The organism is Paenibacillus silagei (assembly GCF_017874735.1).
GTDB classification, from domain to species: Bacteria; Bacillota; Bacilli; order Paenibacillales; family Paenibacillaceae; genus Paenibacillus_AQ; species Paenibacillus_AQ silagei.
Genome location: NZ_JAGGLV010000009.1, coordinates 65,690 through 91,721, shown reverse-complemented (window position 1 = coordinate 91,721; position 26,032 = coordinate 65,690). Strand labels below are relative to the sequence as shown.

Below are 26,032 nucleotides of genomic sequence, written 5' to 3'. Positions count from 1 at the left end.
TGTTTCGGGGCAGGGCTCATGCGGCGGGCTGCCGCTTTTACAGATTGTTATTTGCCGGGGGCAATGCTACGTTATAAGGACAAGAGGCTTAAGACAGGAGGGGTAGATCTGGAGCGCCCAGGCTGTTTCATCAGGAATTTAAGAATTAAGCATAAGCTGTTTGTCTCTTATTTACTCGTTATCATTATTCCGCTCAGTGTGCTTGGCTGGTATTCGTATGATCAATCCAGGAGTCTGCTCGTTCAGCAGGCCCGGCTGACCTTAACCGACAATGTGTCGGAGATCGCCGCCAATCTGGATTATAAGTTCAGCAAGCTCAATGCCGCGCTGGACTCGTTCACCTTTAACTCCAGTGTAGTGTCTGTCTTCAACAATGATTACTCGGACAATTATTACTATATGTACAATGATCTGAACACCATCGTGGAGCCGCTGTTCAATACGCTTCTGTTCCTGAACGAAGAGATCCGCCAGCTGACGGTGTATACAGGGAACAACATCACGGAACGGAAGAATACGATTCTGCCGATTAGCACCGTATCCGGGAAGCCATGGTATGAAGCGGCGATGGCCAGCGGCCAGACGCATTGGATCAAGGAGGGTACGGCCTTGTCCGCAGTGCGTAGGATGGTGGGCGGCTCGGGAACGCAGTATGACAACCTGATCTACTTAGGCTTTGACAGCAAGGATATGTTTGCGGGTCTGACCAATGTGGTCTCCGGTGAGTACGGCGTCCTGGTCGAGAATGGAGCGGGGGAGCCTGTGTATGACTATCACAACGGGCTGCCGTCCTTTGAATCGGCTAAGGCAGCGGAAGAGCGCGCGAGCGATTTCATCGTCATCTCCCAGACGCTGGGCGTGACGGGCTGGAAGCTTGTCTTTTATATGCCCAAGAACTCGATCGGTGTCGATGCCAAGACGATTCTCCGCGCCACCATGCTCACGGTCGGGATTTGCCTGCTGATTCTGGTGCCTGCGGTCTGGCTGTTGTCGAATGCATTCGTGAGAAGGATCTACCGTCTGAACCGCACGATGAAAAGGGTGACCCGTGGGGACCTGCATGTGGATATTGTGGTCGATTCCAATGACGAGATCGGCGAGCTGACCTCGCGGTTCAAGGATATGCTGCAAAGTCTGAATGAGCTGTTCAATGAAGTCTACCGCAGCAAGGTGGTGCAGAAGGACGCGGAGCTGAAAGCGCTTCAGGCTCAGATCAATCCGCATTTCCTCTATAACTCCCTGTCGCTGATCAACTGGAAGGCTATAAGCATTAAAGCGTATGACATCAGTAAAATCACCACAACCCTCTCCAAATTTTACCGGACGACCCTGAACAGGGGGCAGGATGTCATCAGCGTTCATGATGAACTGGAGAATACGAAATCTTATATTGATCTGCAGCTGATTATGCATGACCACAGCTTCGATGTAGTGTACGAGGTGGACCCGGAGGTGCTGGGCTATCACATGATTAAGCTGATTATGCAGCCTATTGTAGAGAATGCGATTGAGCACGGCGTGGACAACAAGCGGGAGGGGCGCGGCAGAATCAGCCTGCGGGCTTGCTTCGAGGAAGATACGATTGTGTTCGGCATTGAAGACAACGGTCCGGGAATGACTCAGGGGACAATGGATACGGTATTAAGCAGGCAATCCAAATCGTATGGACTGTTCAACGCCCAGGAGAGAATCCGGATTTATTTTGGCGAGGCGTACGGGATCATGATCCACAGCGAAATCGGCCAGGGTACGACCGTGACGGTGAGAATTCCCAAGAGGACCACGTGAAGGATGGAACACTTCATTCGCAAGAGTGTAACCTTTTGCCATACTTGAACGAATAAGCAGTAGACGGCTGGCAGGAGAGGAGGCGTACCGATATTCATAGACCCTGTATTAATGGACAGGCTCCAGGTTGCGAAGCTGGGAGAATTCCTAGTCAGCCTGCTGGGACTGATAGTCTACCCTCATCTAGGTCTGTTGGAGGATGGAGGCATCCAGGAGGTGCTCTATACCAAGCGGGTACGTCATCTTCCGTAATTTCTGTGCCTTCTGGCTGCCGCGCAGGAGACTGGACTAACCTATAACCACCGCCTTGACGTCATGAAAGTGACCAGGGCGGTTTTTTCTGTAGAGAATTTATATGTTTTGGGGTCCCCGCAAAGTATTTGAATTAACTCCGAAGCATTACTTCACTTTGTGGGGGAGAGTTTGTGGGGCTATTTTGTATGTGGATATGCACGTTTCCAGCGGCAAGCTTGCCCTGTGTATCTTCATTAGCGGGACTTTAGGTCTGGAGCATAATTTCCGAAAAAAAGGTATAATGTTACTAAATTATGTCCCCCATTTTCTCAGAGGAGGCTCTAGCTTTGTCCGACACTCTATTTAAGCACTTGTACTTGCGGTCCTCAATAGGATATGCGGCAGTAGCCATTACGGATGGTACTATGCTCATGGCCAACCCTGCGCTTTGCGGGATGTTTGGATACACCGAGACCGAACTCAAGGAGCTGCGTTACCAGGATATCGTCTTTCCGGATGAAGGGTATACCCTGGATCACGGGCAGATTATGAATGCTTTAATAAACAGTCCTGATATGGCTGTAGATACCGACAAGCGGTTCGTACATAAGAATGGTGAGATGCTCTGGGTTGCCCTGCATCTTTTTCTGATCATTGATGAACAGACTGGAAGTCCCTCCCATTTGGTTGCGGAGATGACGGATATTACCGCGCGTAAGCTGGCGGAGAAGAAGATAGAGGAGGATCGCCAGCTCTTCGAGCTGATTACGGAGCACACCCCGGACATGATCTCATTCGCCGATCCCGATGGAACGCTGCGCTACGTCTCCCCGTCAGTCGAAACGCTGCTCGGCTACCCGGCAAGTGACATGATCGGCCGCAACAAAACGGATTATTACCATGAAGCGGATGCGCTGGAAATGACCGAGCCGGGGAAGCTCTACTCTGACAGTGACACCTTTACACGCAGGGTCAGGCATAAGGACGGCCATTACCTTTGGACCCAGAGCTCCTTTCAGGTGGTACGGAATCGTGAAGGCGAAGTGCGGCAAATCCTGACGATTGCCCATGACATCACCGAGCGGAAGAAGGTTGAAGATATGCTGGCTGCTGCGCAGGAGTTAGGACAAATGGGCTCCTGGGAGTGGAATTCTGTATATGAGCAGCTGATCGTCTCCAGCCAGCTGATGGCTATCTTTGAATTAGGCGGCAATTGCGGAAATCATACCGTGGTTCATTATACTCAGCTGTTTGACTGTGTAGTGCCGGAGGACCTGGACAGATTGCGCGAAGAGCTGCATTATACGCTGAAGTCCGGGGCTAAGGGCGAGGCGATTTTCAGAGTGAAGGGCAGTGAGGAACGTAAGTCTCTCTATGCGCACTGGGAGGTGATCCTGGATGCAACCGGTAAGGTTCAGCAGATCCGCGGTATGGTGCAGGATGTGACCGAGCGCCAGCGGATGGAGGAGCAGCTCCGTGAGAGTGAGAACCGGTACAAGTCGCTTTTCGAATACAACCCGTCTGCCATCAGTGCAATGGATCTGCAGGGGTACATACAGTCGATGAATGCCAGTCTGGAGCAGCTGACAGGATACAGCAGGGAGACCCTGATGCATTCCAGTTACTGCGAGATTATTGAAGAGGATGAGCTGGAGCATGTGAATATGCGGTTTCTGGCGGCAGCCGGAGGCATGGCCCAGACCTTCGATACCCGGGTGATCCGTCACGACGGCGAGAGGGTGGAGGTAGGGATGATTTATGTCCCTATGCTGATTGATCATGAGGTCGTCGGTGTATTCGCCATTACCAGTGATATTACAGAGCCCAAGCGGTATCTGGAGCAGATTGAGAAGCTTAGTTACGAGCATGCGCTGATCCTGAACTCTGTATCTGAGGGGATTTTTGGCATGAATCTGGAGGGGGAGACCGTATTTATCAACCCCGCTGCGTCGGTCATGCTCGGATATAACCCGGGTGAGCTGGCCGGCAATATCAAGCTGCATACGATAGCGCAGACCTGGATGGACGGCGAGCTGTATCCCGGAGGACACCGGACGCTGGCGGAGCTGCTGAAGACCAACCTCTCTTATGAGCAGGAGCAGGAAGGGATCTTCTGGCGTCAGGATGGCTCCAGCTTCCTGGTCAAATACCGGATGACGGCATTATATGATAACGGAGAGCATAAGGGGGCGGTGGTGGTCTTCCGGGATATCACCGAGGAGAAGGCTGTGGAGCGTGCCAAGGAATCTGCGGAGAAGGCGGACCGGGCCAAGTCGGAGTTCCTGGCGATTATGAGCCACGAGCTGCGTACGCCGATGAATGGAATTATCGGGATGGCCGATCTCCTGTCGGGAACAGAGCTTACGGAGGAACAGCAATATTACACCCAGATTATCAATAAAAGCGGTGCCGCGCTGGTACATATTCTCAACGAGGTGCTGGATTTCAGCAAAATTGAATCCGGCATGATGACGCTGGATCTGCAGCCGGTCGATATCCGGCAGGTCGTTCAGAACGTCTGTGAGCTATTCTATCCGCGTATCCAGGAGAAAGGGCTGGTTCTGCGCAGCCATATTGAGCCCGATCTTCCGGCTGTTGTCATCACCGACGAAACCAGGCTGAGGCAGGTGCTGGTGAACCTCGTCGGCAATGCGGTCAAGTTCACGGAAGAAGGCGAGGTTAGCGTCTGTGTGAAGCTGGAGGCTGCCGGGGAGCCGGGCTCGCTGATTCTGAGGTTCTCGGTAACCGATACCGGTATAGGCATTCCGCAGGGCAGCCGGAACCTGTTATTCCAGTCCTTTTCCCAGCTGGACCCTTCGATCAACCGCAAGTACGGCGGGACGGGACTGGGTCTGGCGATCAGCAAGAAGCTGGTGGAGCTGCTGGATGGCGCCATCGGTGTGAACAGCGTCGAAGGAGAAGGCTCGGAGTTCTACTTCACCATCGGCGTGATGTATTCGGTGGAGGAGCAGGGCCAAGCGCTGCTGGCAGGAGTTGCTGCCACTCAGGAGTATAAGGGTGGTGTTTTCAATCTGGATTATCCCGAGGGTCAATACGGGCCGTTGTCCATTCTTATCGCGGAGGATCATCCGGTGAATCAGCAGATCCTGCAGACTTTTCTCAAAAAGCGCGGCTACACCTCTGACCTGGCAGTGAACGGGGAGCAGGCGGTAGAAGCTGTACGGTCCCGGCATTATGATCTGGTGTTCATGGATATTCAGATGCCGGGCATGGACGGGATTGAAGCCACCCGGCAGATCCGCGAGGCGATGGGGCTGTCCCCGGTGATTATTGCTGCCACTGCCTTTGCACGTAAGGAAGATGAAGAGATGTGCCTCCGGGCAGGGATGCAGGACTTTATTCCCAAGCCGATCCGTGGAGAAGAGCTGGATAGAGTGCTAAGGGAATGGTCCGGCAGCATCCGCAGATAGTTATGCAATGGATAAGGCTGGATGACTGGCGGGCCTAGCAAGCGATATTCACGTTGACAGCTTTCCTTTGTCTGCATTACTATTATATAAATCGTAAATATTACGAATAAATAATGGCAAGCGAAAGGGTCAATAGAGTGAAAACGATGAAGCGCGGAGATTTCCTGCTGATTCTCATTGTATTGCTGGCCGCCGGTTCCATCTACGGCTACAAGTGGTTCTCTAACCACAATCATCCGTATAAGCAAGGGGAGCTGGAGGCCGTAATCACCGTGAACGGCAAAGCCTACAAGACTGTACAGCTGACCAAGGAAGAGCAGATTATTGATATCCGCACCCGATATGGTCATAACACGCTGAAGGTATACGATTATGGTATTCAGATGACCTATTCGGATGCTCCGCTGACCATTGCGCTGGACATGGGATTCATCTCCCGGCCGAAGCAGCAGATTATCTGCATTCCGGCCCGTCTCCTGGTGGAGATCTCGAACCCGGAGTCTTCGCTGGAGGATGACGATGCGCTGGACGCGGTCATCTAGTCAAGGCTGCAGCTCTTTCCATGCTGCTGCGGCATCGGCGTTCGTGTACACATAAGGTGTGGACGGTGCTGCCACTGCGGTTATACTCTGCGGAGCGATCTGCAGAGTCTCCACTCCCTCATGGAGCGTCACATGAAGCTTGCCCCGAACCTCAATCCAGGTATCGGCGGGCAGGCTTATTTGTGCACCCGGCGCAAGAAGAATGCCGAAGGGGGTGGCATCTGCCGTACAGCATTGGACCAGGAAGCGGCTGACTGCGTAGCCGGATCGACCGGCCCCCTGCGGCTCACGGTACAGGAAGCCGGATACAGAGATTTCCTTACCCTCGAACTGTGATTTGTACAGATTAAGGGCACCCAGCGTTTCCGAGAAAATCTCAGGGAATACAGGGATGACGGGCTGCCTGTAGAGCTGTCCTGCCAGCTCTGCAAATTCAGCCTCATAGGGGTTGGCCGCTGTGAAGCTAGCACCGGTGCCGGACTCAACGGCAGTGTAAGACAGGGCAAGGCCCTTCTTGGCCGCTGCGGCACTGCCGAGTGCCCGGTCGGGCAGCAGGAAGCCTAGCAACAACGGGAGCAGGAACAGGCTGTACAGCGCAGAGCTGCCCAGGAGTGAGCGGGGCAGGCGGTGCTCGCAGTCACAGAGGGCGGAGCTTCGGCCAAGCACAGCTTGGAGCCCGAGGCTGAGCGCCATCAGGGAGAGCGGAACCGGGCATAACCGGATCCAGCGGGCCAGCTTAGGAGCAACATAATAATGGAGGGCGTCCTGCTGGACCAGATGTCCGATATAGAGGGCGAAGGCGAGCAGAATAACCGCCCTGAGTACATAGTGAAACCGGATGCTTCCGGAGCTATTCATGCAGATCCTCCTTCAGATATTCGGAATTTCAGGGCAGCTACAGCCAGAATGAAGCCAGCACGGAGCCGGTGAAGACGGCCGCGGCAATGAGGAAGAACAGGTACAGGGCAAATCTGGTTTTGAACAGCGAGAGCAGCATCAGGGCGTTCTTGAAATCGAGCATCGGTCCCAGCACCATGAAGGCGAGCAGTGCCCCGGACGGGAAGGTATGCAGGAAGGTGGACGCAACGAAGGCGTCAGAGGTGGAGCAGAGCGAGAGTGCGAAGGCCAGTCCCATCATGAACACGTAGGAGCCGAGCGGACGGTCTCCAATGGCGGACAGGCTGCTCTGATTCATGAAGGTCTGGATGCCCGCAGTCAGCAGACAGCCGATGATCAGGAATTTGCCCATCTCAAAAAATTCATCCGACGTATGCACCAGGACCGCCGCCGCCCGGCCCCCGCGTAGTGTACCATGTGGCTCTTCGCTTCCCTCCCGGCGGATGGACAGGCGCAGCGGCGATCTGCGGACGGTGCCATAGATAATCAGACCAATGCATGCCGCTACGGCAAAAGCCAGTCCCATCCGGGTGTAGGCCAGCTCCGGATGGGAGCGGAAGGCCGTCAGGGTCGCCCCGTAGACGACTGGATTGAGGATCGGGCCGGACAGAATGAAGACGATGGCCACGTAGAGCGGCATACCCTTGTGCATGAGGCGGCGGACCAGCGGAATCATCCCGCATTCACAGACGGGGAAGAGGATTCCGAGCAGGCAGCCGAAGAGAATAGCCGGAACTGCGCGGCGCGGAATCCAGCGTGAGATCAGCTCGTCCGGCACGAAGACGCGGAGCAGAGAGGAGAGCAGCGCGCCCAGCAGGACAAACGGCAAGGCCTCCAGCAGAATGCCGAGGAAAGCGGTTTTGAACGTGTCGACATAGCCGTTGTCCAGCAGGCTCAGATGCCCGGGCAGCCACAGGCTGCCCGCTGTGAGCAGAAAAGCGGCGGAAAAAAGCAGCGGCAATATTTTAAACGGAGTAAAGGTGGTCAAGGGTTCATCGGCTCCTTCCCGCACAGGGTTCTTAGCTGAATAACGCCGCCCAGCTGTGGCTGATCGCTTTCTCGTCCAGATTCAGGCCAATGCAGACGATATAAGGCTGGCCCGGGTAGCTTGAAGCCTCCCAGGAGATGCGGTTACCCGCGAGCTGCACCAGCTGCACGGAATCCCGGCCTGCAAGCCGCACATGGCCCTTGGCCCGGAGCAGACTGTAGCCCCATTGCCGCAAAAATTGCTCCAGCTCCTCCTGCCGGAGGCTGCCGGCCCATGCCGGGGGAACGGTTAACGTCACTGCCGCTACTTGGGAAAAAGAGCCGTCCGCCCCGGATTCAGGCTCATGTACTGCCGTTGCGCTGCCGCCGCTGCTGCTACTTCCCGTGCTCATCCGCTGGAGGACGGTGCCGCTGATATTGCCGGGGCCGCGCCGGGGAGCAGAGCCCTTAAATCCGCGGGCGGCGATGCCTGTCAGCAGCGGGGCGAGATTAATCTGGCTGTAGTGGGTGAAGACAATCTCGGATTCCGAATTTTGCTTGTAGACCATCTTCTCAATCTTCCACAGGGTCTCCGGTTCTACCAGATCGCTTTTGTTGACGATGATGAGATCAGCGGTGGTGATCTGCTTGCGCAGGGTGCGGACGAGCTGCTTGTCGGACGAGAAGCGGCTGCTGTACTCCAGTGCATTCTCGGCATCCAGCAGCGTAATGGCGTGGTGCAGCTGCAGCCGGTCTGCCAGCGCCGGCGCCAGCAGCGACTTCGCGATCTCGTCCGGGTCAGCTACCCCTGTAAGCTCGATGTAGATGATATCCGGGCGGCGTACCAGCAGGGCGGTCAGGCTGCGCGGCAGCTCCTCCTTGCGGCTGCAGCAGATGCAGCCGTCCAGCAGCTTTTCCACACTTGTGCCGGTACTCTCCTGCAGGATATAGCCGTCCACATCTTTTGCGCCCAGCTCATTCATGATGACCCCCGGGTTCAGCCCTCTCCGCTTGCTCTCCTTCAGCAGACTCAGCAGCAGGGTTGTCTTTCCGCTCCCCAGAAATCCGCTTAATATAATCACAGGTATCTTCATGGCTCACTCTCCCGCTCCAATAGTACCGTCCCCATAAGAAGGCGGCCAAGCCGCTTCCGCTTGTAATTCCATCTATACGTCAAGCTTATTCAGGAAAGAACACTAATCTAAGAGAGCCCAAATGTTCCTGGACAGCTGTTGACAGCGGAGGGCGGGAGCGTGTAGAATGTGTAAATCGTAATAATTACGATTAAACAGAAGGGAGCTTGATTGAAATGAGAGTAATCGTTACTTTGGCCTGTACGGAGACGGGCGACCGCAACTATACCACCACGAAGAATAAAAGAACGACACCGGAACGCCTGGAGATGAGAAAATATTGCCCGCGCCTGAAGCGTGTCACACTGCACCGGGAGACCCGCTAAGCTGCGGAAATCACTTTAACTCATCGCTGGCTGAGGGTTTGCATTGCCCCGATTAGAGTGCAAGGGGGAGGCTTGATTGCAGTCTGTACAACTAAATCGCCGGATGTGCCGCCGAATCTCTGTTTAACTGTAGTTCGTGCATTTAAAATGCCTCTATACCTGGATTTTCGCCCATTAGGGCTAATCTAGTTGTACAAAATACAGTTAGAAGAGGAAAGCCTTCCGTTTCACTGTTTTTAGTTGCACAGAATACACTTATCTCTGGTGGTTCGCTATGAACAGAATGCCTTTTTGAAAATATAATCTACAAGGAGAATACAATGGATAAAATTCCTGTAACAGTGCTAAGCGGATATCTTGGCTCCGGCAAGACTACACTGCTCAATCATATTTTGCATAACCGTGAGGGCCTGAAGGTAGCTGTTATCGTCAATGATATGAGTGAAGTGAATGTGGATGCGAATCTGGTGAAATCCGGCAGCAGCCTCTCCCGCACCGAGGAGAAGCTGGTCGAGATGTCCAATGGCTGCATCTGCTGCACCCTCCGCGATGACCTGCTGCGCGAAGTGAATCATCTCGCCTCGGAGGGGCGCTTCGATTACATTCTGATCGAATCCTCCGGGATCAGCGAGCCGGTCCCGGTGGCCCAGACCTTCACTTACCCGAACCCGGAGCTGGATATCGATCTAACGGAGCTGGCCCGGCTGGACACGATGGTTACGGTGGTCGATGCCAACCGCTTCTGGCAGGATTTCGCCTCGGGCGACAGTCTGCTGGACCGCAATATGACGGCGGGCGAAGGCGACTTCCGGGATATCGTCGATCTGCTGATCGATCAGATCGAGACCTGTGATGTGCTGCTGCTCAACAAGTGCGATCTGGTGGAGGAGGCAGAGCTGAACAAGCTGGAGGCGGTTCTGCGCAGACTTCAGCCGCGCGCGAAGATCATCCGTACGGTGAACGCACAAGTGGAGCTATCCGAGATTCTGAATACCGGATTATTCGATTTCGAACAGACCAGTCAGTCGTCCGGCTGGATCGCTGAGCTTGCCAAGGAGGAGCACACACCGGAGACTGAGGAATACGGCATCACCTCCTTCGTTTACCGCCGGAGAACGCCGTTCCATCCGCAGCGGCTGAGCTTCTTCTTCAGTAACTGGCCATCCGAGGTCGTCCGGGCGAAGGGATTAGTCTGGCTGGCCGCCAGTGGTGATCTGGCAGCCACCATCAGCCAGGCAGGGCCGTCGATCCAGTTCGGTCCCGCCGGTTATTGGCTGGCTACCCTGCCGGAGGAGCAGCAGCAGGAGGTGCTGGCTGCGGAACCGGATGTGCTGGCGAAGTGGGACGAGCAGTGGGGAGACCGGCTGAATGAGATCGTCTTCATCGGAGTCCAGATGAACCGTGAGGATATCGAAGCCCGCCTGGACCGCTGCCTGCTGACCGCAGAGGAGATGAACCAGGACTGGACGGCATTCAACAACCCGCTTCCTTGGCATGTAGAGGAGTTGCTTGCGGCGGGGCAGGAATAACTTCTTCTGTAAATGATAGTCTGGAAAGCCGGAATCCTTTCTGCGGATTCCGGCTTTGTGCTGTATAGGGATTAGGCGCTACGAAGGCACGTGAGACAAGTGCGAATGTATGCGGAAAACCGAACACATTGTGTATTGCGAGGGCTGGTGGGCCGAATGTATGCGGAAAACCGAACACATTGTGCTAGTGCGAGGGCTAGTGGGCCGAATGTATGCGGAAAACCGAACACATTGTGCTGTACGAGGGCTAGTGGGCCGAATGTATGCGGAAAACCGAACACAATTTGTATTGCGGGGGTAAGTGGGGCATTGATGCTAGCACGGGTGGACATAGACCGAGTCGGTGCGATCCCAATGGCTTGAATTTCGATGTTTTGTCGCACGCTGGCTTGGCCCGAATAAAGTTAATCAGTGCGATTACGATTAATTTGTTGTTTTGGGTTTACAAATCGTAATGATTACGATAATATCAATGAAGTTGAAACATAATCGTAAATATTACGAATAATAATCAATACTTAGGTTGTTTAATCCGTGGAACATGCTTGGTCCAAATTAATAAGTGCCCAACAGCAGACGGAGCAGTAACTACGGCAGTAGCCATAGGATCACGCACGGAATCAGGCACGGAATCATTACGGCACGCCACAGCGGGCCGAATAGAAAGGGGGAGGAGCGATGATTTTGTCATCCATCAGGGATGTGGTGTTCGGTTACGGGGATGAGCCGGTCATTGACCGCTTGTCACTGGATCTGGAGGCCGGACAGTTCATTGGAATTACCGGACCAAACGGGGCAGCGAAGACCACGCTGCTGAAGCTGATGTTGGGCCTGCTGAAGCCCTGGAGCGGAACGGTTACTCTGAACCGGGAAATTACCGGAGGAGGCAAGCTTACGATCGGGTATGTGCCGCAGCAGGTAGCCTCCTTCAATGCCGGATTTCCGAGCAAGGTGATTGAGCTGGTCCGTTCCGGCTGTTATTCAGGGCTGGGGTTGTTCCGCCGCTTCACTAAGGAACAGGAAGCGCTTGTCGAGAGCAGCCTGCGGCAGGTGGAGATGTGGGAGTACCGTAACCGGAGAATCGGCGAGCTGTCCGGCGGGCAGAAGCAGCGGATCTGCATAGCCCGCGCACTGGCCCAGCAGCCGCAGGTGCTGGTGCTGGATGAGCCGGTAACGGGGATGGATGCTGCCAGCCGCACCGGGTTCTATGAGCTGATGCGGCATTATGTCAGCCGGCATGGCCGGACCGTCATCATGGTTACACATGGCCTGGAAGAGACGAGTTCCTATCTGGATACCGTGATTACGCTGGAACGCAAGGAGCAGGAGGGCTGGACATGCTTGGTTACGAATTCATGCAACGCGCATTTTGGGCAGGAGGCCTGATCGGGCTGATCGGACCCTTACTGGGAGTCTACCTGATGCTCCGCAGGCAGGTGCTGATGGCCGATACGCTGTCTCATGTCTCCCTTGCCGGAGTAGCACTGGGTTCCGTACTGGGATGGAATCCTGCTCTGAGCGGCTTCGCTGTAGCTATAGCAGGAGGGCTGATTATTGAACAGCTGCGCCGCTCTTACCGTACCTACAGCGAGCTTCCGGTTGCTATTATTATGACCTCCGGTCTGGCGCTGGCCGTCGTGCTGATGAGCCTGAAGCAGAATTTGACCAAAAGCTTCAGTTCCTATCTGTTCGGTTCCATCGTTGCCGTAAGTGATACTCAGCTTAAACTGATCGCCGTGGTGGCTGCAGCCGGTCTTCTCTATTTCATCATTCTGCGCCGCCCATTGTACAGCCTAACCTTCGACGAAGAGACGGCCGCTATCAGTGGTGTCCGTACCGGGTGGTTGTCCTTCTCGTTCGCCGTCCTAACCGGCATGACCGTTGCCGCAGCTATGCCGGTGGTGGGTGTGCTGCTCGTATCCGCTCTGATTGTGCTGCCCGCTTCTATAGCGCTGCGGATTGCATCGGGCTTCACGGCAGCCATAATGATCTCCGTCAGTGTGGGGCTGACCGGTGTGTTCAGCGGGCTTACAGCCTCCTACTATATCAACACGCCTCCAGGAGGCACGATTGCACTCATTCTGCTGGTATTTCTGCTGATAGCCATTGCAGTACAGAAGCTGATCAGGCTGCGCAGCCGCAGCCAGTATTCATCTCAAGCCAATGAAGAAAAGGGGTCTCACAACATATGTTGAAATTCAAATCCATAGCAATATCCAATTCGAGCGCACAGTCCACATTCAGAATCCGTCAGCTTGCCGCCTTGTCCCTGACCGCCATGCTATTGATCTCCGGCTGCGGCAACAACACTGCGACGAAAGCCGCTTCAACCAGCAGTCCGGCGGCTTCACCATCGGCTGCGGCCGAAGCTTCATCTGTACCCGCAGCGGATAAATTGAACATTAAGGTTAGCTTTTACCCGATGTACGAATTCACGAAAAGCATTACCGGCGACCTTGCCAATGTGGAGGTGCTGGTCCCGCCCGGGGTCGAGCCGCATGACTGGGAACCGACTGCTAAGGATATGGCTGATATTTCGGATGCAGATGTGCTTGTCTATAATGGCGCAGGCATGGAGGGCTGGGCGCAGCAGATTGTGGACGGTGCTGCCGGAAGTGATCTGATTACGATAGAAGCGAGTAAAGGACTCCAGATTATTGAAGGAACAGAGCACGAACATGAACATGAACACGAACACGAACACAGCCATGAAGAGGAAGCTGCGGCTGAAGCAGACCACGATCACGGCCATGACCATCAACATGATGAGTCCGCAACTGAAGGAAGCGGTCACGACCATTCCCATAATGATACAGCTGTCAGTGAAGCAGACCATGACCACGACCACGGCGGGCTTGATCCTCATGTATGGCTGGACCCGGTGATGGCTATCCGGGAGGTTCAGGCCATTGAAGCTGCACTCTCCGCAGCTTTTCCAGGGAATGCAGCCGCCTTCCACGCGAACAGCGATGCTTATATCGCCAAGCTGGAGAAGCTGGATCAGGATTTCAGAGCCGGGCTTCAGAATACGAAGCGCAAGGACTTTATTACGCAGCATGCCGCTTTTGGTTATCTGGCACAGCAATATGGCTTGACACAGGTGCCGATTGCGGGGCTGTCGCCGGAGCAGGAGCCGTCTGCTGCACAGATGGCCAAGATTGTGGAGTTCGCCAAGGCGAATAAGGTGACTACGATCTTTTTTGAAACCTTGGTCTCCTCCAGTGTCGCTGATACTATTGCCCAGGAAATAGGAGCCAAGACTGCCGTGCTGAATCCAATCGAAGGATTAACAGAGGAAGACGTTGCCCATAATCTGGATTACCTGAGTCTGATGCGGCAGAATCTTGAAGCGCTGATCCAGGCGCTGAACGAATAAGAACGAAGGAGTGATCTATAGTGGCCAAGAAGTCAAAGGTTGTGAAGGAACAGAAGCGGCAGGAGCTGGTGGCGAAGTACGCTGACAAGCGCAGAGAGCTGAAGGCGGCGGGCGATGTGATGGCACTGCAGAAGCTGCCCAGGGATTCCTCAGCCACCCGTCAAAAAAACAGATGCAGCGTGTCCGGCAGACCGCGCGGCTATCTGAGTACATTCAAGATATCCCGTATCGTCTTCCGGGAGCTGGCACACAAGGGACAAATTCCAGGCGTTACCAAGTCCAGCTGGTAGGCTGTTAACTTCATAGATGCTATAACGGCAAGACGGCTGATCTCTCTGTGTTACAGGAGCCAGCCGTTTTGCTGTGTCCATAGACTTTGCCGGATCTGGCAGAGTGGACTATGATAGAGAAGAGGGACAGCTATATAGATACATAATCTCAACAGGAAAGAAGGAGCTGCATGACTGAGTATTGGAGTAAAAGATTTGCGCAGGAGGGGATGATCTGGGGGAGTGAGCCAAGCCCGTCGGCAGAATGGGCGAAACGGAAATTCCAGGAGGCAGGTGTCTCCTCCGTGCTTGTTCCGGGTGCCGGGTATGGGCGGAATACCAAAGTATTCTCTGCTGATTTTAAAGTATACGGCATAGAATTAAGTGAACCGGCGCTTGAGCTGGCAGCAGCATGGGACCCGGGAACTAGCTTTATTGCAGGCTCGGCGCTGGAGCCGCAGCTTAGGCAGTCTGTAGATGCCGTATACTGCTATGATGTTCTGCATTTATTCCTCGCCGGGGACCGCCGCAGGCTGATTGAAGCGAGTCTCCGTCAGGTCAGGACTGGAGGACTGCTCTACTTCACCAGCTTCTCCGACGAAGATCCCCATAACGGCTGCGGGAGAGAGCTGGAGCCGGGCACCTTTGAATATAAAGAGGATAAATATGCCCACTTCTTCAGCGATGCCGATTTGCGGGAGCATTTTGCCGGGACGGAGATTCTGGAGACAGGTTCATTTACCGAGTCGTTGCAGAACCCGCAGGGCGGGACTCATGAATACATACTAAGAACGATCCTTGCGCTCAAACGGTAACTGCCATCTGCGAAAGTAACGTCAACATGGCCCCTCCCTGCGGCGAGAAGGACCCTACTGTGAACCTGATGCTGTGCGTGCTCCCACTTCTTCCTGCGGCTTCCTATTAATGAAGGTTAATGCAGCTCGCAGTCGGCGAACAGGATATGCCGCGGAATGCGGAAGAAATTCTCGGCCTTCTCCTGCAGGGCCAGGGTAGGCAGATGGCAGTGGTGCAGCCACTTGCGGAAGGTGCCGGGATGGACGCCGATCCAGATGCTGACATCGGTTACCGAGAAATCATACACCATGCAGAGCCCGGTCAGAATCGCGTTATGCTGCGGTGAATGGGCGAGCGTTCTTTTCATGAAACGGGATGGGGTCGGCTGGCACACAATCGGACTTTGCCGCAGAAGAGCTTCATTGAACAGGATATGGGGCGGATAGCCTAAATGGCGGCAGACCTTGTCCAGATTGGTTCTGGAGGGAATGCGTCCTTCATATACCCATGCGCTTACGCTGCGTGAGGAGACGGAGAGCTCTTCTGCGAGACGGGAGAGCTTCATGTCCTTGGCCATCAGGATGGCCAGCAGAACGCGGTTGCGGATCTGGCTGCGTTTGGGGCGGCGAAATCTTTTGACCCGTACGCCTTGTCCAAGATATTTGCGGTTGATCAGAGACCAGGCCTGAATTTTATGTGTTTCTTGCTGATTTTTAGCCATAATACCTCCGGGTGTACTGATTTAATGAAGTGACGGATCATCTAGTTTAGCTGTTATGACTTTACCATTTCATCACGGCATTCGTCCAGAGTGCAAAGCTCCTGTTTTGGTCATGAACCAAGATTGTTTCAGTAATGCTGCAGTTTATGATATATTTTGAGTAATCAATTTCACATTAATCAGGCTGGGAGCGGGATAGATGATCAAGCATATTGTTTTCTTCAAATTAAAGGACCGGTCCCCGGACAAGGTCGCAGAGACTGTTGCAGTCCTCCGTAATATGGAAGGAAGAATTCCGCAGCTGCTGTCCATTGAAGTCGGGGCCGATCTGATTCACTCGGAGCGTTCGTTCGATATCGCCCTGGTCACGGTTGTTGCCTCGATGGAGGATCTGCAGGCGTATCAGGTGCACCCGGCTCACAAGGAAGTCATTGCCCATATCAACGAGGTCAAGGAGCTGTCGGTAGCGGTCGATTACGAGATCTGAGACTGCACGACTTGCAAGGCTGGAACCCATTAAGCACGGAAAGCGGTGAGCGGAATGCGTGAGCTTGAGTATCCGATGGAAGCATTGACGTATCTGATTGTTTTTATGGCGGCGTGTGTCGTGATGGTGTTCTGGCTGAAGCGCCGGGGCAGGCGGGGGAAATAACGGCAGTTCATGTTAAGGAAGGTCACTAAATACCGCAGGGTGGAGGGTCAGCTGTGTATTATGTCAACCGGAAGCAAATAGAAGTTATTCTTGAACAGATCCCTGATCTTAATGAAGGTCTAGCACATGCAGCTTCTTCCTGGGACGGCAGTACGCTGCTGGGTCTGGTGCAGGAACGGTGCTTACATCTGGCCGTTGAAGTCGTGACGGATGTGGGCAGCTGTCTGATTGACGGGTTCATTATGCGTGATGCCGGAAGCTACGAGGATATTATATCTATTATCCATGAGGAAAAGGTACTGGGAGACAGCGGGATCTACGAGGATCTGACTTCGCTTGTAGCCTTGCGTAAGCCGCTGGTTCAGGATTATTTCGTATGGGAACGCAGAGAGCTGCACCCCATGACCCGGACGCTGCCGGATATTCTGGAGAAGTTCGCCTGCGAGGTGCGCAGGTATCTGGATCAGGAGCTGGGCAGCGGGGTCACGGGTTAGCTGAGCCGGGGCTGTGTGCATACAGACAGAAAGGAGGTCCTTTATGGCGAAGAAAGGTCAGGAGAGCGGTTCAACCCGGCGGATGATTATGACGCTGCTGAAGATGAGAGGTCCACTGACGATCAGCGCTCTTGCCGAGGAATTGGGAATTACCGAGATGGGTGTCCGCCGCCATGTGCTTCAGCTGGAGCAGGAGTCGCTTGCCAAGACCAAGGTTGTGCGCCAGGCCATGGGACGTCCGATGCATGTATATTCGCTTACCGAGCGGGCGGAGGATCATTTTCCCAAAAGCTATCACAATCTGGCGCTGGAGCTGCTGCGGGAGCTGGACCACGGGAGCGGGGCGGATGCGGTCAATATACTGTTTGAAGGCCGCAAGCGGCGGATGCTTGCCCAGTACAGTTCGATGATGAAGAGCCGTGATCTGGAGGAGCGGGTGGCGGAGCTGTCAACCATTCAGAATGCCGGGGGCTATATGGCGGAGTGGAGCAAGGAAGAGGACGGCTCATACACACTGAGGGAGTATAATTGTCCCATTCGTCAGGTGGCTACCCAGTACCGCAAGGCCTGCCAGTGTGAGCAGCATTTGTTCGAGGAGCTGCTGGAAGCGAAGGTGACACGCAGTGAGTGTATGGCGGAAGGCGGCCAATGCTGCCGGTATGCAATCACGCCGAACCCCGAGCAGAAAACTTCCGAAATCAAGGGCTGAACAGTCACAGGACATCCTCTCTATGCTTATGATATAGCAGAAATAGGCGATCGCCCGGGTGGCCGGGCAGAGGCACTTAGAAACCAAAGGAGAGATTGATGATGAAAAAAGATAACAGAAGCTTGCTCTGGGGCGTACTCGCCGGCAGTATTGTGGGATCGGTGACAGCGCTGCTGTTCGCTCCTAAGCCGGGTAAGGAGCTGCGCAAGGATATTGCCGAAGGCACAACGGAAGCTGTGGATAAGGTTCAGGTTATTGCCGGCCAGGCCGGCGAGAAAACCACAGAGATCTACGGTAAGGCCAAAGAAGCTGTAGTCTCGGTGGTAAGCGAAGTCAAGGAATGGAGCAAATCCGTCAAGGATGCGGTGGAAGAAGCAGATGTAGCTACTGTAAGCGGCATTGCGGAGCAGGCTGTGGAAGTTACCGATGCAGTGGAAGCCGTGCGTGACGAGGTGGCTGCATATGAGGCTGCTGAAGAAGCGGCAGTGGTGGAGGCTGAGATCGAAGCTGTGACCGGTACAGATGCTGCTGTAGCGGAAGCTATCGAGGATGGAAAAACCGCAGGGAAGCTGTCCTAAGCTTGATATAAAAGGTATGGAGCCGTTTTCCGCTGCACAGGCGGGAGGCGGCTTTTGCATGTGGCGGCATGCTTCGGGTGGGTCTGCATTATGGCTCCGCTTTTCTTCCCTACTTGAACTGAACCGTCAAATGGGGTAATATCTGCAATTGGGGCTGAAATCCTGGTACACATTATTCCAGCCTTACATAAGCTACACAAAACGAGTTAAAGGATGCGGTGTGTTCGTGCAGCAGGCAATAGCAATATTAGACTCAGGCGTTGGAGGATTGACCGTAGTCAAGGAAGTGATGCGACAGCTCCCCCGGGAGAAAATCATCTATTTCGGCGACACGGCAAGAGCCCCGTACGGACCCCGTTCCACTGAGGAAGTGAAATTGTTCACTGAACAGATCGTGGACTATTTAATTCAATTTAATCCTAAAATGATCGTCATTGCTTGCAATACAGCAACGGCAGCAGCGCTTGATTATATCTCCGCCAAGGTAGCCATTCCTGTGATCGGAGTCATTCACCCCGGTGCCCGCGCCGCCATCAGCGCATCCAAGAGCGGACAGGTCGGCGTGATCGGCACCATCGGCACGATTACAAGCGGTGCCTATACGGCGGCGCTGAAGCAGTTGTCTCCCTTTGTTCAGGTGGTCAGCCAAGCCTGCCCGGCGCTTGTGCCCTACGTAGAGCAGGGGTTATTCCGCTCGGAGGAGAGCCATCTGGCGGTGGCCGAATCACTGAACGGCATCAAGTACGAGCCGATCGATACGCTGATTCTCGGCTGCACCCATTATCCGTTTCTGGTGGAGCCAATCGGCAGGGTGATGGGACCCGGCGTCAAGCTGATCAGCTCGGCGGATGAGACGGCGCGGGAGATCAGCACCATCCTCTACGATAAAGGCCAGCTGGCGCGCGGGGATGAGAGTCCGATTCACCAGTTCTTCTGCAGCGGAGATGCGGAAATCTTCCAGCGGATTGCCCGGGACTGGCTGGGCGAGCAGATCAGCAGGACGCCGGTAGTATGGCAAGTATCTACTCTGTAGGATGAGAGCATTGCAGCGGCGAACTGAATAGGGACAAACCTCCAAGTTGCTACATTTCCACATGACCCGCTGCTGGTGCTCATATACTAGGCATGAGGGCCGGGTCCCACATGTCATCACGGAGGATGTTAGGGACGCCGGCACAAGAGGGCCGGGAGGATGAGACCTATGCAGCAATACATTGCCCGCAGGGGAGATACTGTAAGCCGTATCGCCGCAAGACACGGATTGACACCGGAGCATGTCATACAGGGGAATCCATGGGCTGGCAGCCAGCCGTATTTATATCCGGGGCAGGTGCTGTTCCTGCCGTCTGCCCCGCGCAAGCGGTATGCGGTGCAGGCGGGGGACGATGCGCAGAGCATCGCGTCCTTGTTCGGGGTTGGCATAGATGAGCTGGAGATGCTGAATCCCGGGGTAAGCTCGGGACGTATCTGCCTGCCGGGCAAGGTGCTGGTGATTCCGGCGGCCACCCGGGGGACAGAGGTTTATCTGCACGGGGAATACGGACCGGCTGAGATAGAGGCGGATGCTGCAAGACTTGCGGACCGCTATTCTTTTGTCAGCAGCGAGGTTATAGGCTACAGTGTGCTCGGCAAGCCGCTCCGTCTGCTGCGGATCGGCAGCGGCCCGCGCCACCTGCATGTGAATGCCGCGCTGCATGCCAACGAATGGTTGACGTCCCCGTGTCTGATGAGCTTTCTTGAAGAATATGCGGCTGCTTATGAATCAGGTGCGGACTGGCACGGGCGTCAGCCTGCGGACTGGCACCGGGACTGGACGCTCTGGGCCGTGCCGATGGCGAATCCCGACGGTGTCGAGCTGGTGCAGGAAGGGGCGATGCCGGACCATCCTCATTATGCAGAGCTGATGAGGTGGAACTGCGGCAGGCGCAGCTTCCGGCACTGGAAGGCGAACATCCGCGGTGTCGATCTTGGAGACCAGTTCCCCGCACACTGGGAGGAGGAACGCGACCGGCGGCAGGTGCCCGGCCCGGCGCCGCGCGATTACAGCGGCCCGGCGCCGCTCAGTGAGCCGGAGGCGGCGGCACTGGCGGCGCTGGCCGAGCGGGTTCCGGGCGATGCCGCCGTATCCCTGCACAGCCAGGGGGCAGAGATCTACTGGAACTACCGGGGCTATGAGCCGCCGGAGAGTAAGCAGTGGGCAGCGGCGCTTGCGGCGGTGAGCGGCTACAGGGCAGTGGAGCTGACCGGCAGCGACGCCGGCTACAAGGACTGGTTCATCGAGCGCTTCCGCAAGCCGGGCTTCACCGTCGAGCTGGGAGTGGGCAAGAATCCGCTGCCCGTGGTTGATTTTGAGGATATGGCGCTGGACACCGGCCTGATTCTAAGTGCGATTCTGTCGAATTTGAAATAAAAATGAAACAATCTCTGCAAATTTGCGTAAGATAACAGCAAAGGGCACGGCCGCAATCCTGACCAAATGATGCTTTGCGGCTGTATCCTTTTTTGGCGTGGGGATGAAGAGCATAAGTGCCCCTGATTTCAGCAAAAGTTGGCTGGGTGAGCCAATGAGGTGCAAAAGTGCCCCTGATTCGCAGGATGCTGCCACTGCCACCAGTCACCACATACCTGACCTAAGAAACTGTTCTTTCATAGAGTTGGAGGGAGACCTCCTACTTCTGTAAGAATGGTTTCTTTAGTATGCTAACGCCTATCTGCGCTTGTTAGCGCAGGCGCTTAGGGCTGAAAATGAGAGTCAAAATAATACACATTAACGCGTATGAAAGCTATACCGTATCCGCCAAAGTCTCTTGCTAAAATTAGCGTATAGAAGAGCGGCGGAGGGCTTCACGGAAAGAGGACTACCCGCCGGGAAAGTGAGAGCCAAATGGAGAATGATACGTATACGCTGAAAAGTAAACCAATCCCACTGAACGCCTCCTACGACGTAATTGTAGTCGGAGGCGGGCCGGCGGGCTGCACCGCCGCAGCGGCGGCGGCCAGGGAAGGGGCGCGGACACTGCTGGTCGAAGCGACCGGGAGCCTTGGAGGAATGGGAACCTCCGGCCTGGTACCGGCCTGGTGCCCATTCTCGGACAAAGAGAAGATGGTCTACCGTGGTCTCGCGGCCAAGGTGTTCAATACCTTAAAGGCTCAAATGCCGCATGTGCCGGAGGATGCGATGGACTGGGTGCCGATCGAACCGGAGAAGCTGAGGCGGGTCTATGACGATCTCGTAACGGAGTCGGGTGCCCACATCCTGTTCCTGACCTCGCTTGCGGATGTGGATAGAGACGACCACGGCAACATCACCACACTCCTCCTTCTCAATAAAAGCGGCCTGCAGGCCTTCCGGGCAGCCGTGTATATCGATTGCACAGGAGATGGCGATGTTGCTGCATGGGCAGGTGCCGAGTACCAAATGGGGGACGAAGCGACCGGCGAGCTTCAGCCCGCGACCCATTGCTTCATACTTGGCAACGTGGATGATTATGCTTATGTGAATGGGCCGAAGCTCCATGCGGAGAACCCGCACAGCCCGATCCATGAGGTGGTCCGCTCAGGAGAATATCCGGGCATTCCGGATACGCATCTGTGCAACAATATGGTAGCTCCGCGTGCCGTAGGCTTCAATGCCGGACATCTCTGGGGAATTGACAACACGAATGCCTTCTCCGTATCCGGGGCGCTGGTAGAGGGACGCAAGATGGCGGCCGCCTACCGGGACATGCTTGCCGCTGTACACCCTGCGGCCTTCGGCAATGCGGTAGTGATGAGCACAGGCACACTGATCGGCACGCGGGAATCCCGGCGGATTACCGGCGATTATGTCCTGACTGCGGAGGATTACATCTCCCGCAGAAGCTTCGATGATGAGATCTGCCGCAACAGCTACTTCATTGATGTGCATGGCACACAGAAGGAGCAGCAGAGCGGCGCCGGATCCAGCCAGTCCATCACGCTCTACGGGCCTGGTGAATCGCACGGCATTCCGTACCGCTGCCTTACGCCGCGCGGACTGCGCAACGTTCTGGTCGCCGGACGGTCTATCTCCTGTGACCGCAGGGTGCTCGGCAGCGTGCGTGTGATGCCGGTCTGCCTGGCAATGGGCGAAGCTGCCGGACTTGCTGCGGCACTGGCTGCCGCTCAGACCGGAGGCGATGTCCATGCCGTAGATGTCCCCCTCCTTCGCGCCCGTCTCCGGGAAGAAGGCGGCTATCTGCCGGACAACCAAGCTGAAACTGCAAGGGAGAGATTGCAATGAGTGAATCTGCGATTACCCGGAAGACAGCCGGGACTGAGCCCAAAACCTATTGGACGCGCAAGAGACGGGAGCAGCTCGCCGGATGGCTGTTCATTGCGCCGGAGGTCATCGGGATGCTGGTCATCGCAGTGTTCCCGCTGCTGTTCAGCCTGTTCCTCAGTCTGACGGAGTGGAACCTGGTCGGCGGCTTGTCGGCGATTAACTTTGTCGGTCTTGATAACTTTATCGAGCTGTTCAGGGACAACCGCTTCCTGCTGGCCCTGAAGAATAATGTGCTGTTCACGGTCGGCACAGTGCCGGTCACGATGCTGCTGGGAGTAGTTCTCTCGGCGCTGATTCATAAGAAGCTGTATGCCAAGACCTTTTTCAAGGTAGCCTTCTTTGTACCTTATATCTGTTCCACGGTAGCCATCGCCGCAGTCTGGCAAGCGCTCTATCATCCGTCCAAGGGGCCGGTCAATCAGATTCTGATGCAGCTTGGAGTATCCGAACCGCCGCGCTGGCTGGTCGATACCAGCTTCTCGCTGATTGCGATTATGATTATCTATGTCTGGCAGCTGCTGGGCTACCAGATGATTATATTCCTGGCGGGGATGACGAATATTCCCGAGGAGCTGTATGAGGCGGCGACGATAGACGGAGCGAGCGGGATCGGACAGTTCCGGCGGATTACGCTGCCGCTGCTGGGGCCGACCACCTTTTTCCTGGCGATAACGAGCACGATCTCTTCCTTCAAAATCTTCGACATGATCAAGTTCCTGACCGGCGGCGGGCCCAACTATTCCAGTACCGTTATCGTCTACCAGATCTATGAAGAAGGATTCGAGCGCTTCAAAATGGGCTACGCCTCAGCGATGTCCTGGGTGCTGTTCCTGATCATTATGCTGGTGACCTCCATTACCTGGATAACCCAGAACCGTAAGGTCCATTACTAGTCCAAGGCGAAAGGAACGAAAGGCAATGACAATGAAAAAACTTAAGCCCGGCAATCTGATCTTCACGGTCCTGTTCGCCCTGTGCTCGGTATTCTTCCTGATGCCGCTGGTCTGGATGCTGTCGGCTGCCTCCAAGACGGAGAAAGAGGTCTGGACCTTCCCGATTCAGTGGATTCCCACCGACTGGAATCTGGTCGCCAACTTCAAGGCCGTATGGATGGGCGATGTGGCGTTTGGATTATTCTATATGAACTCGCTCAAAATCGCCCTGATCTCCACCCTGGCGACAATCGTTATCTCGGCCATGGCCGGTTATGCGCTCGCCAAGCTGGATTTCAAGGGCAGAGCGCTGATCTTCACCCTGATGCTGGCGTTCATGATGATTCCCGAGCAGGCCACGCTTGTTCCGCGCTATATTATGATTAAGGAGCTGGGCCTCTATGACTCCCATGCCGCGCTGATCCTGATGGGGATGTTCTCCAGCTACTTCACCTTTCTACTGCGCCAGTTCATGATCGGCATTCATAATGATATGCTGGAAGCGGCGGAGCTGGACGGCGCCGGGTTCTTACGCATCTTCTGGAGTGTCGTGCTTCCGCTGAGCCGCCCGATTCTGGCGACCGTAGGGATTATCAAGTTCATCTGGACCTGGAATGATTACCAGGGGCCGCTGATTATGCTGAATTCGACCAAGCTGTATACGATTCCGCTGGGGATGCAATTTTTCAAGGAGGAATTCGGTACACAGATCTCCGTCATGATGATGGCCTCCGTGGCCGCGATTCTGCCGCTGCTGGTGCTGTTCCTGATCCTCCAGAAGCAGGTCATTAACGGGATTGCCATCGGAGGAGTCAAAGGGTAAAGGTCAAAAAAGTGTACGCGCACACCGCATAGCTGTACACGGTGTGCGCAAAGCTTAGATTGTATAATGAGCCTGCAGACAACAAATCAAGGGGGAATTGCTTTGAAAAAACTACCATTAATGCTTGCCAGTATGCTCCTCATGCTCTCCGTCACCGCCTGCGGCGGGAATGGGGGCAACACCTCAGCAGCAACCGATGCACCGGCCTCGGCTGATCCGTCTGCCGGAACCACCGGCACAGCCCAGCCTGCAGGTAAAGCTAAGATCAAATTCTACACCTTCAAGGCCGATAAGCCGGAAGAGCCCATCTACCAGGCCGTTCAGGCGTATAACGAAGCTCAGGATAAAGTGGAAGTGGAGTATGAATCTCTGGTCCAGAATAGCGACAGCACAGATTTCATGAAGAAGCTGGATATTCTGGTCGCAGGCGGCGAAGTGGTCGATGTGTTCATGACCGGGAACGAGGATGAGCTGCTGGAGCGTGCGTCGCGGGGAGTTGTGGAACCGCTTAATTCTTTTTTTGAACAGGAGAAAATCACTCCCGAGGATGAATATTCCAAGCTGCTGAAGCTGGAGGATAAGGTATACGGCATTCTGCCCAGCTCGACGCAGTGGCTGACAGTCTTCAACAAGGATCATCTGGAGGCTGCAGGGCTGTCCCTGCCTGAGATGGGCTGGACCTGGGATGATTTCCGCGATTATGCCAAGAAGCTGACGACACCCGAGCACTTCGGAACGTACTTCCACACTTGGGGAGAATATCCGAACATTATCGCATACACCGAGAAGCCGCATCCGCAGCTTAGCGCAGACTTGAAGCCGATTTTTGACGATCCGTCCTTCGAATACTTCTTCAACCTCCGCCGCACGATGGAGAAGGAAGATAAGAGCGCTGAGCCGTATGCCGATGTGCTGGCCTCGAACTATCATGTGCTGCAGCAGTTTTTTGCCGGAAATGCCAGTATGCTGGCTGTGCCAAGCTATGCTGTCCGGGCAGCGCTGAACCTGGAGAAATTCCCGCATGAATTCCAGAGCATGTACGCCCCGCTGCCGCGTTCGGTGGACAGTAAGGAACTGGGCATGACGAATATCTCCGGCGGCGGCCTGGCCATGGGCGCGAAATCAGCGAATAAGGAAGCCTCGTATGACTTCATCCGCTGGATGTCCAAGGAAGCCTACAAGTTCACCAAGGAGATTCCTTCGTTCAAGGGCGTGGACGGGGCGGAGCTGATCAATAGCTTTTTCGGGGAAAATACAGATCTGATCGATACCGCCTCCCTCTCCAAGACGCTGTTCGATCCGAATATTAAAATGCCGGACACCTTCAGCGTGCCCTACGGCAGCGAACTGAAAGCGATTGTGGAGAACGGCTTCGCCAGCTTCATCCTGGATAACCGCAGCTTCGATGAGGTCAAGAGTGAGATGACAGCGGAAGTCGAGAAGGTAGTTTCTGCCAATCAGAAATAACGGATGAAGTGCAAAGGCAGCAGTGATTATGGATTATAATAGGGACGTTGAAGCTTTGATTACAGTG

Annotated in this window: 25 protein-coding genes; 21 read left to right on the top strand and 4 right to left on the bottom strand. The window is 54.9% G+C overall.

Features of this window, described 5'->3' with window-relative positions; all coding sequences use genetic code 11:
• Positions 1-63 precede the first annotated feature (63 nt).
• The 4 genes from J2Z70_RS15175 (at position 64) to J2Z70_RS15160 (ending at position 5,995) form a co-directional block, all read left to right on the top strand.
• Positions 64-1,788, top strand: coding sequence for a sensor histidine kinase (locus J2Z70_RS15175; protein ID WP_209874383.1), 1,725 nt, complete (start codon positions 64-66; stop codon positions 1,786-1,788).
• A 111-nt stretch (positions 1,789-1,899) separates the two neighbouring features.
• The gene (locus J2Z70_RS15170; protein ID WP_209874380.1) at positions 1,900-2,040 is read left to right on the top strand and encodes a hypothetical protein; all 141 of its coding nucleotides are present in this window, start codon (positions 1,900-1,902) and stop codon (positions 2,038-2,040) included.
• Positions 2,041-2,336: 296 nt separating this feature from the next.
• Complete coding sequence (locus J2Z70_RS15165; RefSeq protein WP_281068183.1) at positions 2,337-5,453, top strand: PAS domain-containing hybrid sensor histidine kinase/response regulator; 3,117 nt, start codon at positions 2,337-2,339, stop codon at positions 5,451-5,453.
• A gap of 146 nt (positions 5,454-5,599) precedes the next feature.
• Complete coding sequence (locus J2Z70_RS15160) at positions 5,600-5,995, top strand: NusG domain II-containing protein (protein ID WP_036725293.1); 396 nt, start codon at positions 5,600-5,602, stop codon at positions 5,993-5,995.
• Here the strand turns inward: J2Z70_RS15160 and J2Z70_RS15155 are convergent, their stop codons facing one another.
• The 3 genes from J2Z70_RS15155 to J2Z70_RS15145 are packed head-to-tail and all read right to left on the bottom strand — an operon-like array spanning position 5,996 to position 8,952.
• The gene (locus J2Z70_RS15155; RefSeq protein WP_209874373.1) at positions 5,996-6,853 is read right to left on the bottom strand and encodes a TIGR03943 family putative permease subunit; all 858 of its coding nucleotides are present in this window, start codon (positions 6,851-6,853) and stop codon (positions 5,996-5,998) included.
• A 37-nt stretch (positions 6,854-6,890) separates the two neighbouring features.
• A complete protein-coding gene (locus J2Z70_RS15150) occupies positions 6,891-7,880 on the bottom strand; it encodes a permease (protein ID WP_209874370.1) in 990 nt (329 codons plus the stop codon).
• Positions 7,881-7,911: 31 nt separating this feature from the next.
• Positions 7,912-8,952 (bottom strand): CobW family GTP-binding protein, encoded by a 1,041-nt coding sequence (locus J2Z70_RS15145; protein WP_209874366.1) that lies wholly within the window; start codon positions 8,950-8,952, stop codon positions 7,912-7,914.
• A 215-nt stretch (positions 8,953-9,167) separates the two neighbouring features.
• Between J2Z70_RS15145 and rpmG the strand changes: the two genes are divergently transcribed.
• The 7 genes from rpmG to J2Z70_RS15110 all read left to right on the top strand — a co-directional run bounded on the left by rpmG (position 9,168) and on the right by J2Z70_RS15110 (position 15,306).
• On the top strand, positions 9,168-9,317 hold the full coding sequence (gene rpmG, locus J2Z70_RS15140; RefSeq protein ID WP_036725285.1) for a 50S ribosomal protein L33: 150 nt from the start codon (positions 9,168-9,170) through the stop codon (positions 9,315-9,317).
• 320 nt (positions 9,318-9,637) lie between these two features.
• Complete coding sequence (locus J2Z70_RS15135) at positions 9,638-10,846, top strand: GTP-binding protein (protein ID WP_209874363.1); 1,209 nt, start codon at positions 9,638-9,640, stop codon at positions 10,844-10,846.
• Between the two features lie 678 nt (positions 10,847-11,524).
• A complete protein-coding gene (locus J2Z70_RS15130) occupies positions 11,525-12,232 on the top strand; it encodes a metal ABC transporter ATP-binding protein (RefSeq protein ID WP_209874360.1) in 708 nt (235 codons plus the stop codon).
• Positions 12,178-13,041, top strand: coding sequence for a metal ABC transporter permease (locus tag J2Z70_RS15125; protein ID WP_209874721.1), 864 nt, complete (start codon positions 12,178-12,180; stop codon positions 13,039-13,041). The genes J2Z70_RS15130 and J2Z70_RS15125 overlap by 55 nt, the downstream gene beginning before the upstream one ends.
• Positions 13,035-14,222 carry a metal ABC transporter substrate-binding protein gene (locus tag J2Z70_RS15120; protein ID WP_209874357.1) on the top strand — a complete coding sequence of 396 codons (1,188 nt, stop codon included), beginning with the start codon at positions 13,035-13,037 and terminating at the stop codon, positions 14,220-14,222. The genes J2Z70_RS15125 and J2Z70_RS15120 overlap by 7 nt, the downstream gene beginning before the upstream one ends.
• A 20-nt stretch (positions 14,223-14,242) precedes the next feature.
• Positions 14,243-14,512: a 30S ribosomal protein S14 gene (gene rpsN / locus J2Z70_RS15115; protein ID WP_076078385.1), complete on the top strand. Its 270-nt coding sequence runs from the start codon at positions 14,243-14,245 to the stop codon at positions 14,510-14,512.
• A 170-nt stretch (positions 14,513-14,682) separates the two neighbouring features.
• Complete coding sequence (locus J2Z70_RS15110; protein WP_036725278.1) at positions 14,683-15,306, top strand: class I SAM-dependent methyltransferase; 624 nt, start codon at positions 14,683-14,685, stop codon at positions 15,304-15,306.
• Positions 15,307-15,422: 116 nt separating this feature from the next.
• Here J2Z70_RS15110 and J2Z70_RS15105 read toward each other — a convergent pair whose 3' ends face one another.
• A complete protein-coding gene (locus tag J2Z70_RS15105; protein WP_036702276.1) occupies positions 15,423-16,007 on the bottom strand; it encodes a helix-turn-helix domain-containing protein in 585 nt (194 codons plus the stop codon).
• A gap of 199 nt (positions 16,008-16,206) precedes the next feature.
• Here J2Z70_RS15105 and J2Z70_RS15100 point away from each other — a divergent pair, with 199 nt between their 5' ends.
• The 10 genes from J2Z70_RS15100 to J2Z70_RS15055 all read left to right on the top strand — a co-directional run bounded on the left by J2Z70_RS15100 (position 16,207) and on the right by J2Z70_RS15055 (position 25,965).
• Positions 16,207-16,494 (top strand): Dabb family protein, encoded by a 288-nt coding sequence (locus J2Z70_RS15100; protein ID WP_036702274.1) that lies wholly within the window; start codon positions 16,207-16,209, stop codon positions 16,492-16,494.
• A gap of 218 nt (positions 16,495-16,712) precedes the next feature.
• On the top strand, positions 16,713-17,153 hold the full coding sequence (locus J2Z70_RS15095) for a DUF86 domain-containing protein (protein WP_036725274.1): 441 nt from the start codon (positions 16,713-16,715) through the stop codon (positions 17,151-17,153).
• A 43-nt stretch (positions 17,154-17,196) separates the two neighbouring features.
• Positions 17,197-17,862, top strand: coding sequence for a helix-turn-helix transcriptional regulator (locus J2Z70_RS15090; protein ID WP_209874354.1), 666 nt, complete (start codon positions 17,197-17,199; stop codon positions 17,860-17,862).
• A 101-nt stretch (positions 17,863-17,963) separates the two neighbouring features.
• Entirely contained in the window at positions 17,964-18,440 is a 477-nt protein-coding gene (locus J2Z70_RS15085) for a YtxH domain-containing protein (RefSeq protein WP_209874351.1), read from the top strand.
• 226 nt (positions 18,441-18,666) lie between these two features.
• A complete protein-coding gene (racE, locus tag J2Z70_RS15080) occupies positions 18,667-19,473 on the top strand; it encodes a glutamate racemase (RefSeq protein WP_036725271.1) in 807 nt (268 codons plus the stop codon).
• 168 nt (positions 19,474-19,641) lie between these two features.
• Complete coding sequence (locus J2Z70_RS15075) at positions 19,642-20,850, top strand: M14 family metallopeptidase (RefSeq protein ID WP_209874348.1); 1,209 nt, start codon at positions 19,642-19,644, stop codon at positions 20,848-20,850.
• Positions 20,851-21,324: 474 nt separating this feature from the next.
• On the top strand, positions 21,325-22,701 hold the full coding sequence (locus J2Z70_RS15070; protein ID WP_209874345.1) for an FAD-dependent oxidoreductase: 1,377 nt from the start codon (positions 21,325-21,327) through the stop codon (positions 22,699-22,701).
• Positions 22,698-23,636 carry a carbohydrate ABC transporter permease gene (locus tag J2Z70_RS15065; RefSeq protein WP_209874342.1) on the top strand — a complete coding sequence of 313 codons (939 nt, stop codon included), beginning with the start codon at positions 22,698-22,700 and terminating at the stop codon, positions 23,634-23,636. Before J2Z70_RS15070 ends, J2Z70_RS15065 begins: the two co-directional genes overlap by 4 nt.
• Before the next feature lie 25 nt (positions 23,637-23,661).
• A complete protein-coding gene (locus J2Z70_RS15060; RefSeq protein ID WP_209874339.1) occupies positions 23,662-24,498 on the top strand; it encodes a carbohydrate ABC transporter permease in 837 nt (278 codons plus the stop codon).
• Positions 24,499-24,600: 102 nt separating this feature from the next.
• A complete protein-coding gene (locus J2Z70_RS15055) occupies positions 24,601-25,965 on the top strand; it encodes an ABC transporter substrate-binding protein (protein WP_209874336.1) in 1,365 nt (454 codons plus the stop codon).
• The last annotated feature ends 67 nt before the right edge of the window (positions 25,966-26,032 follow it).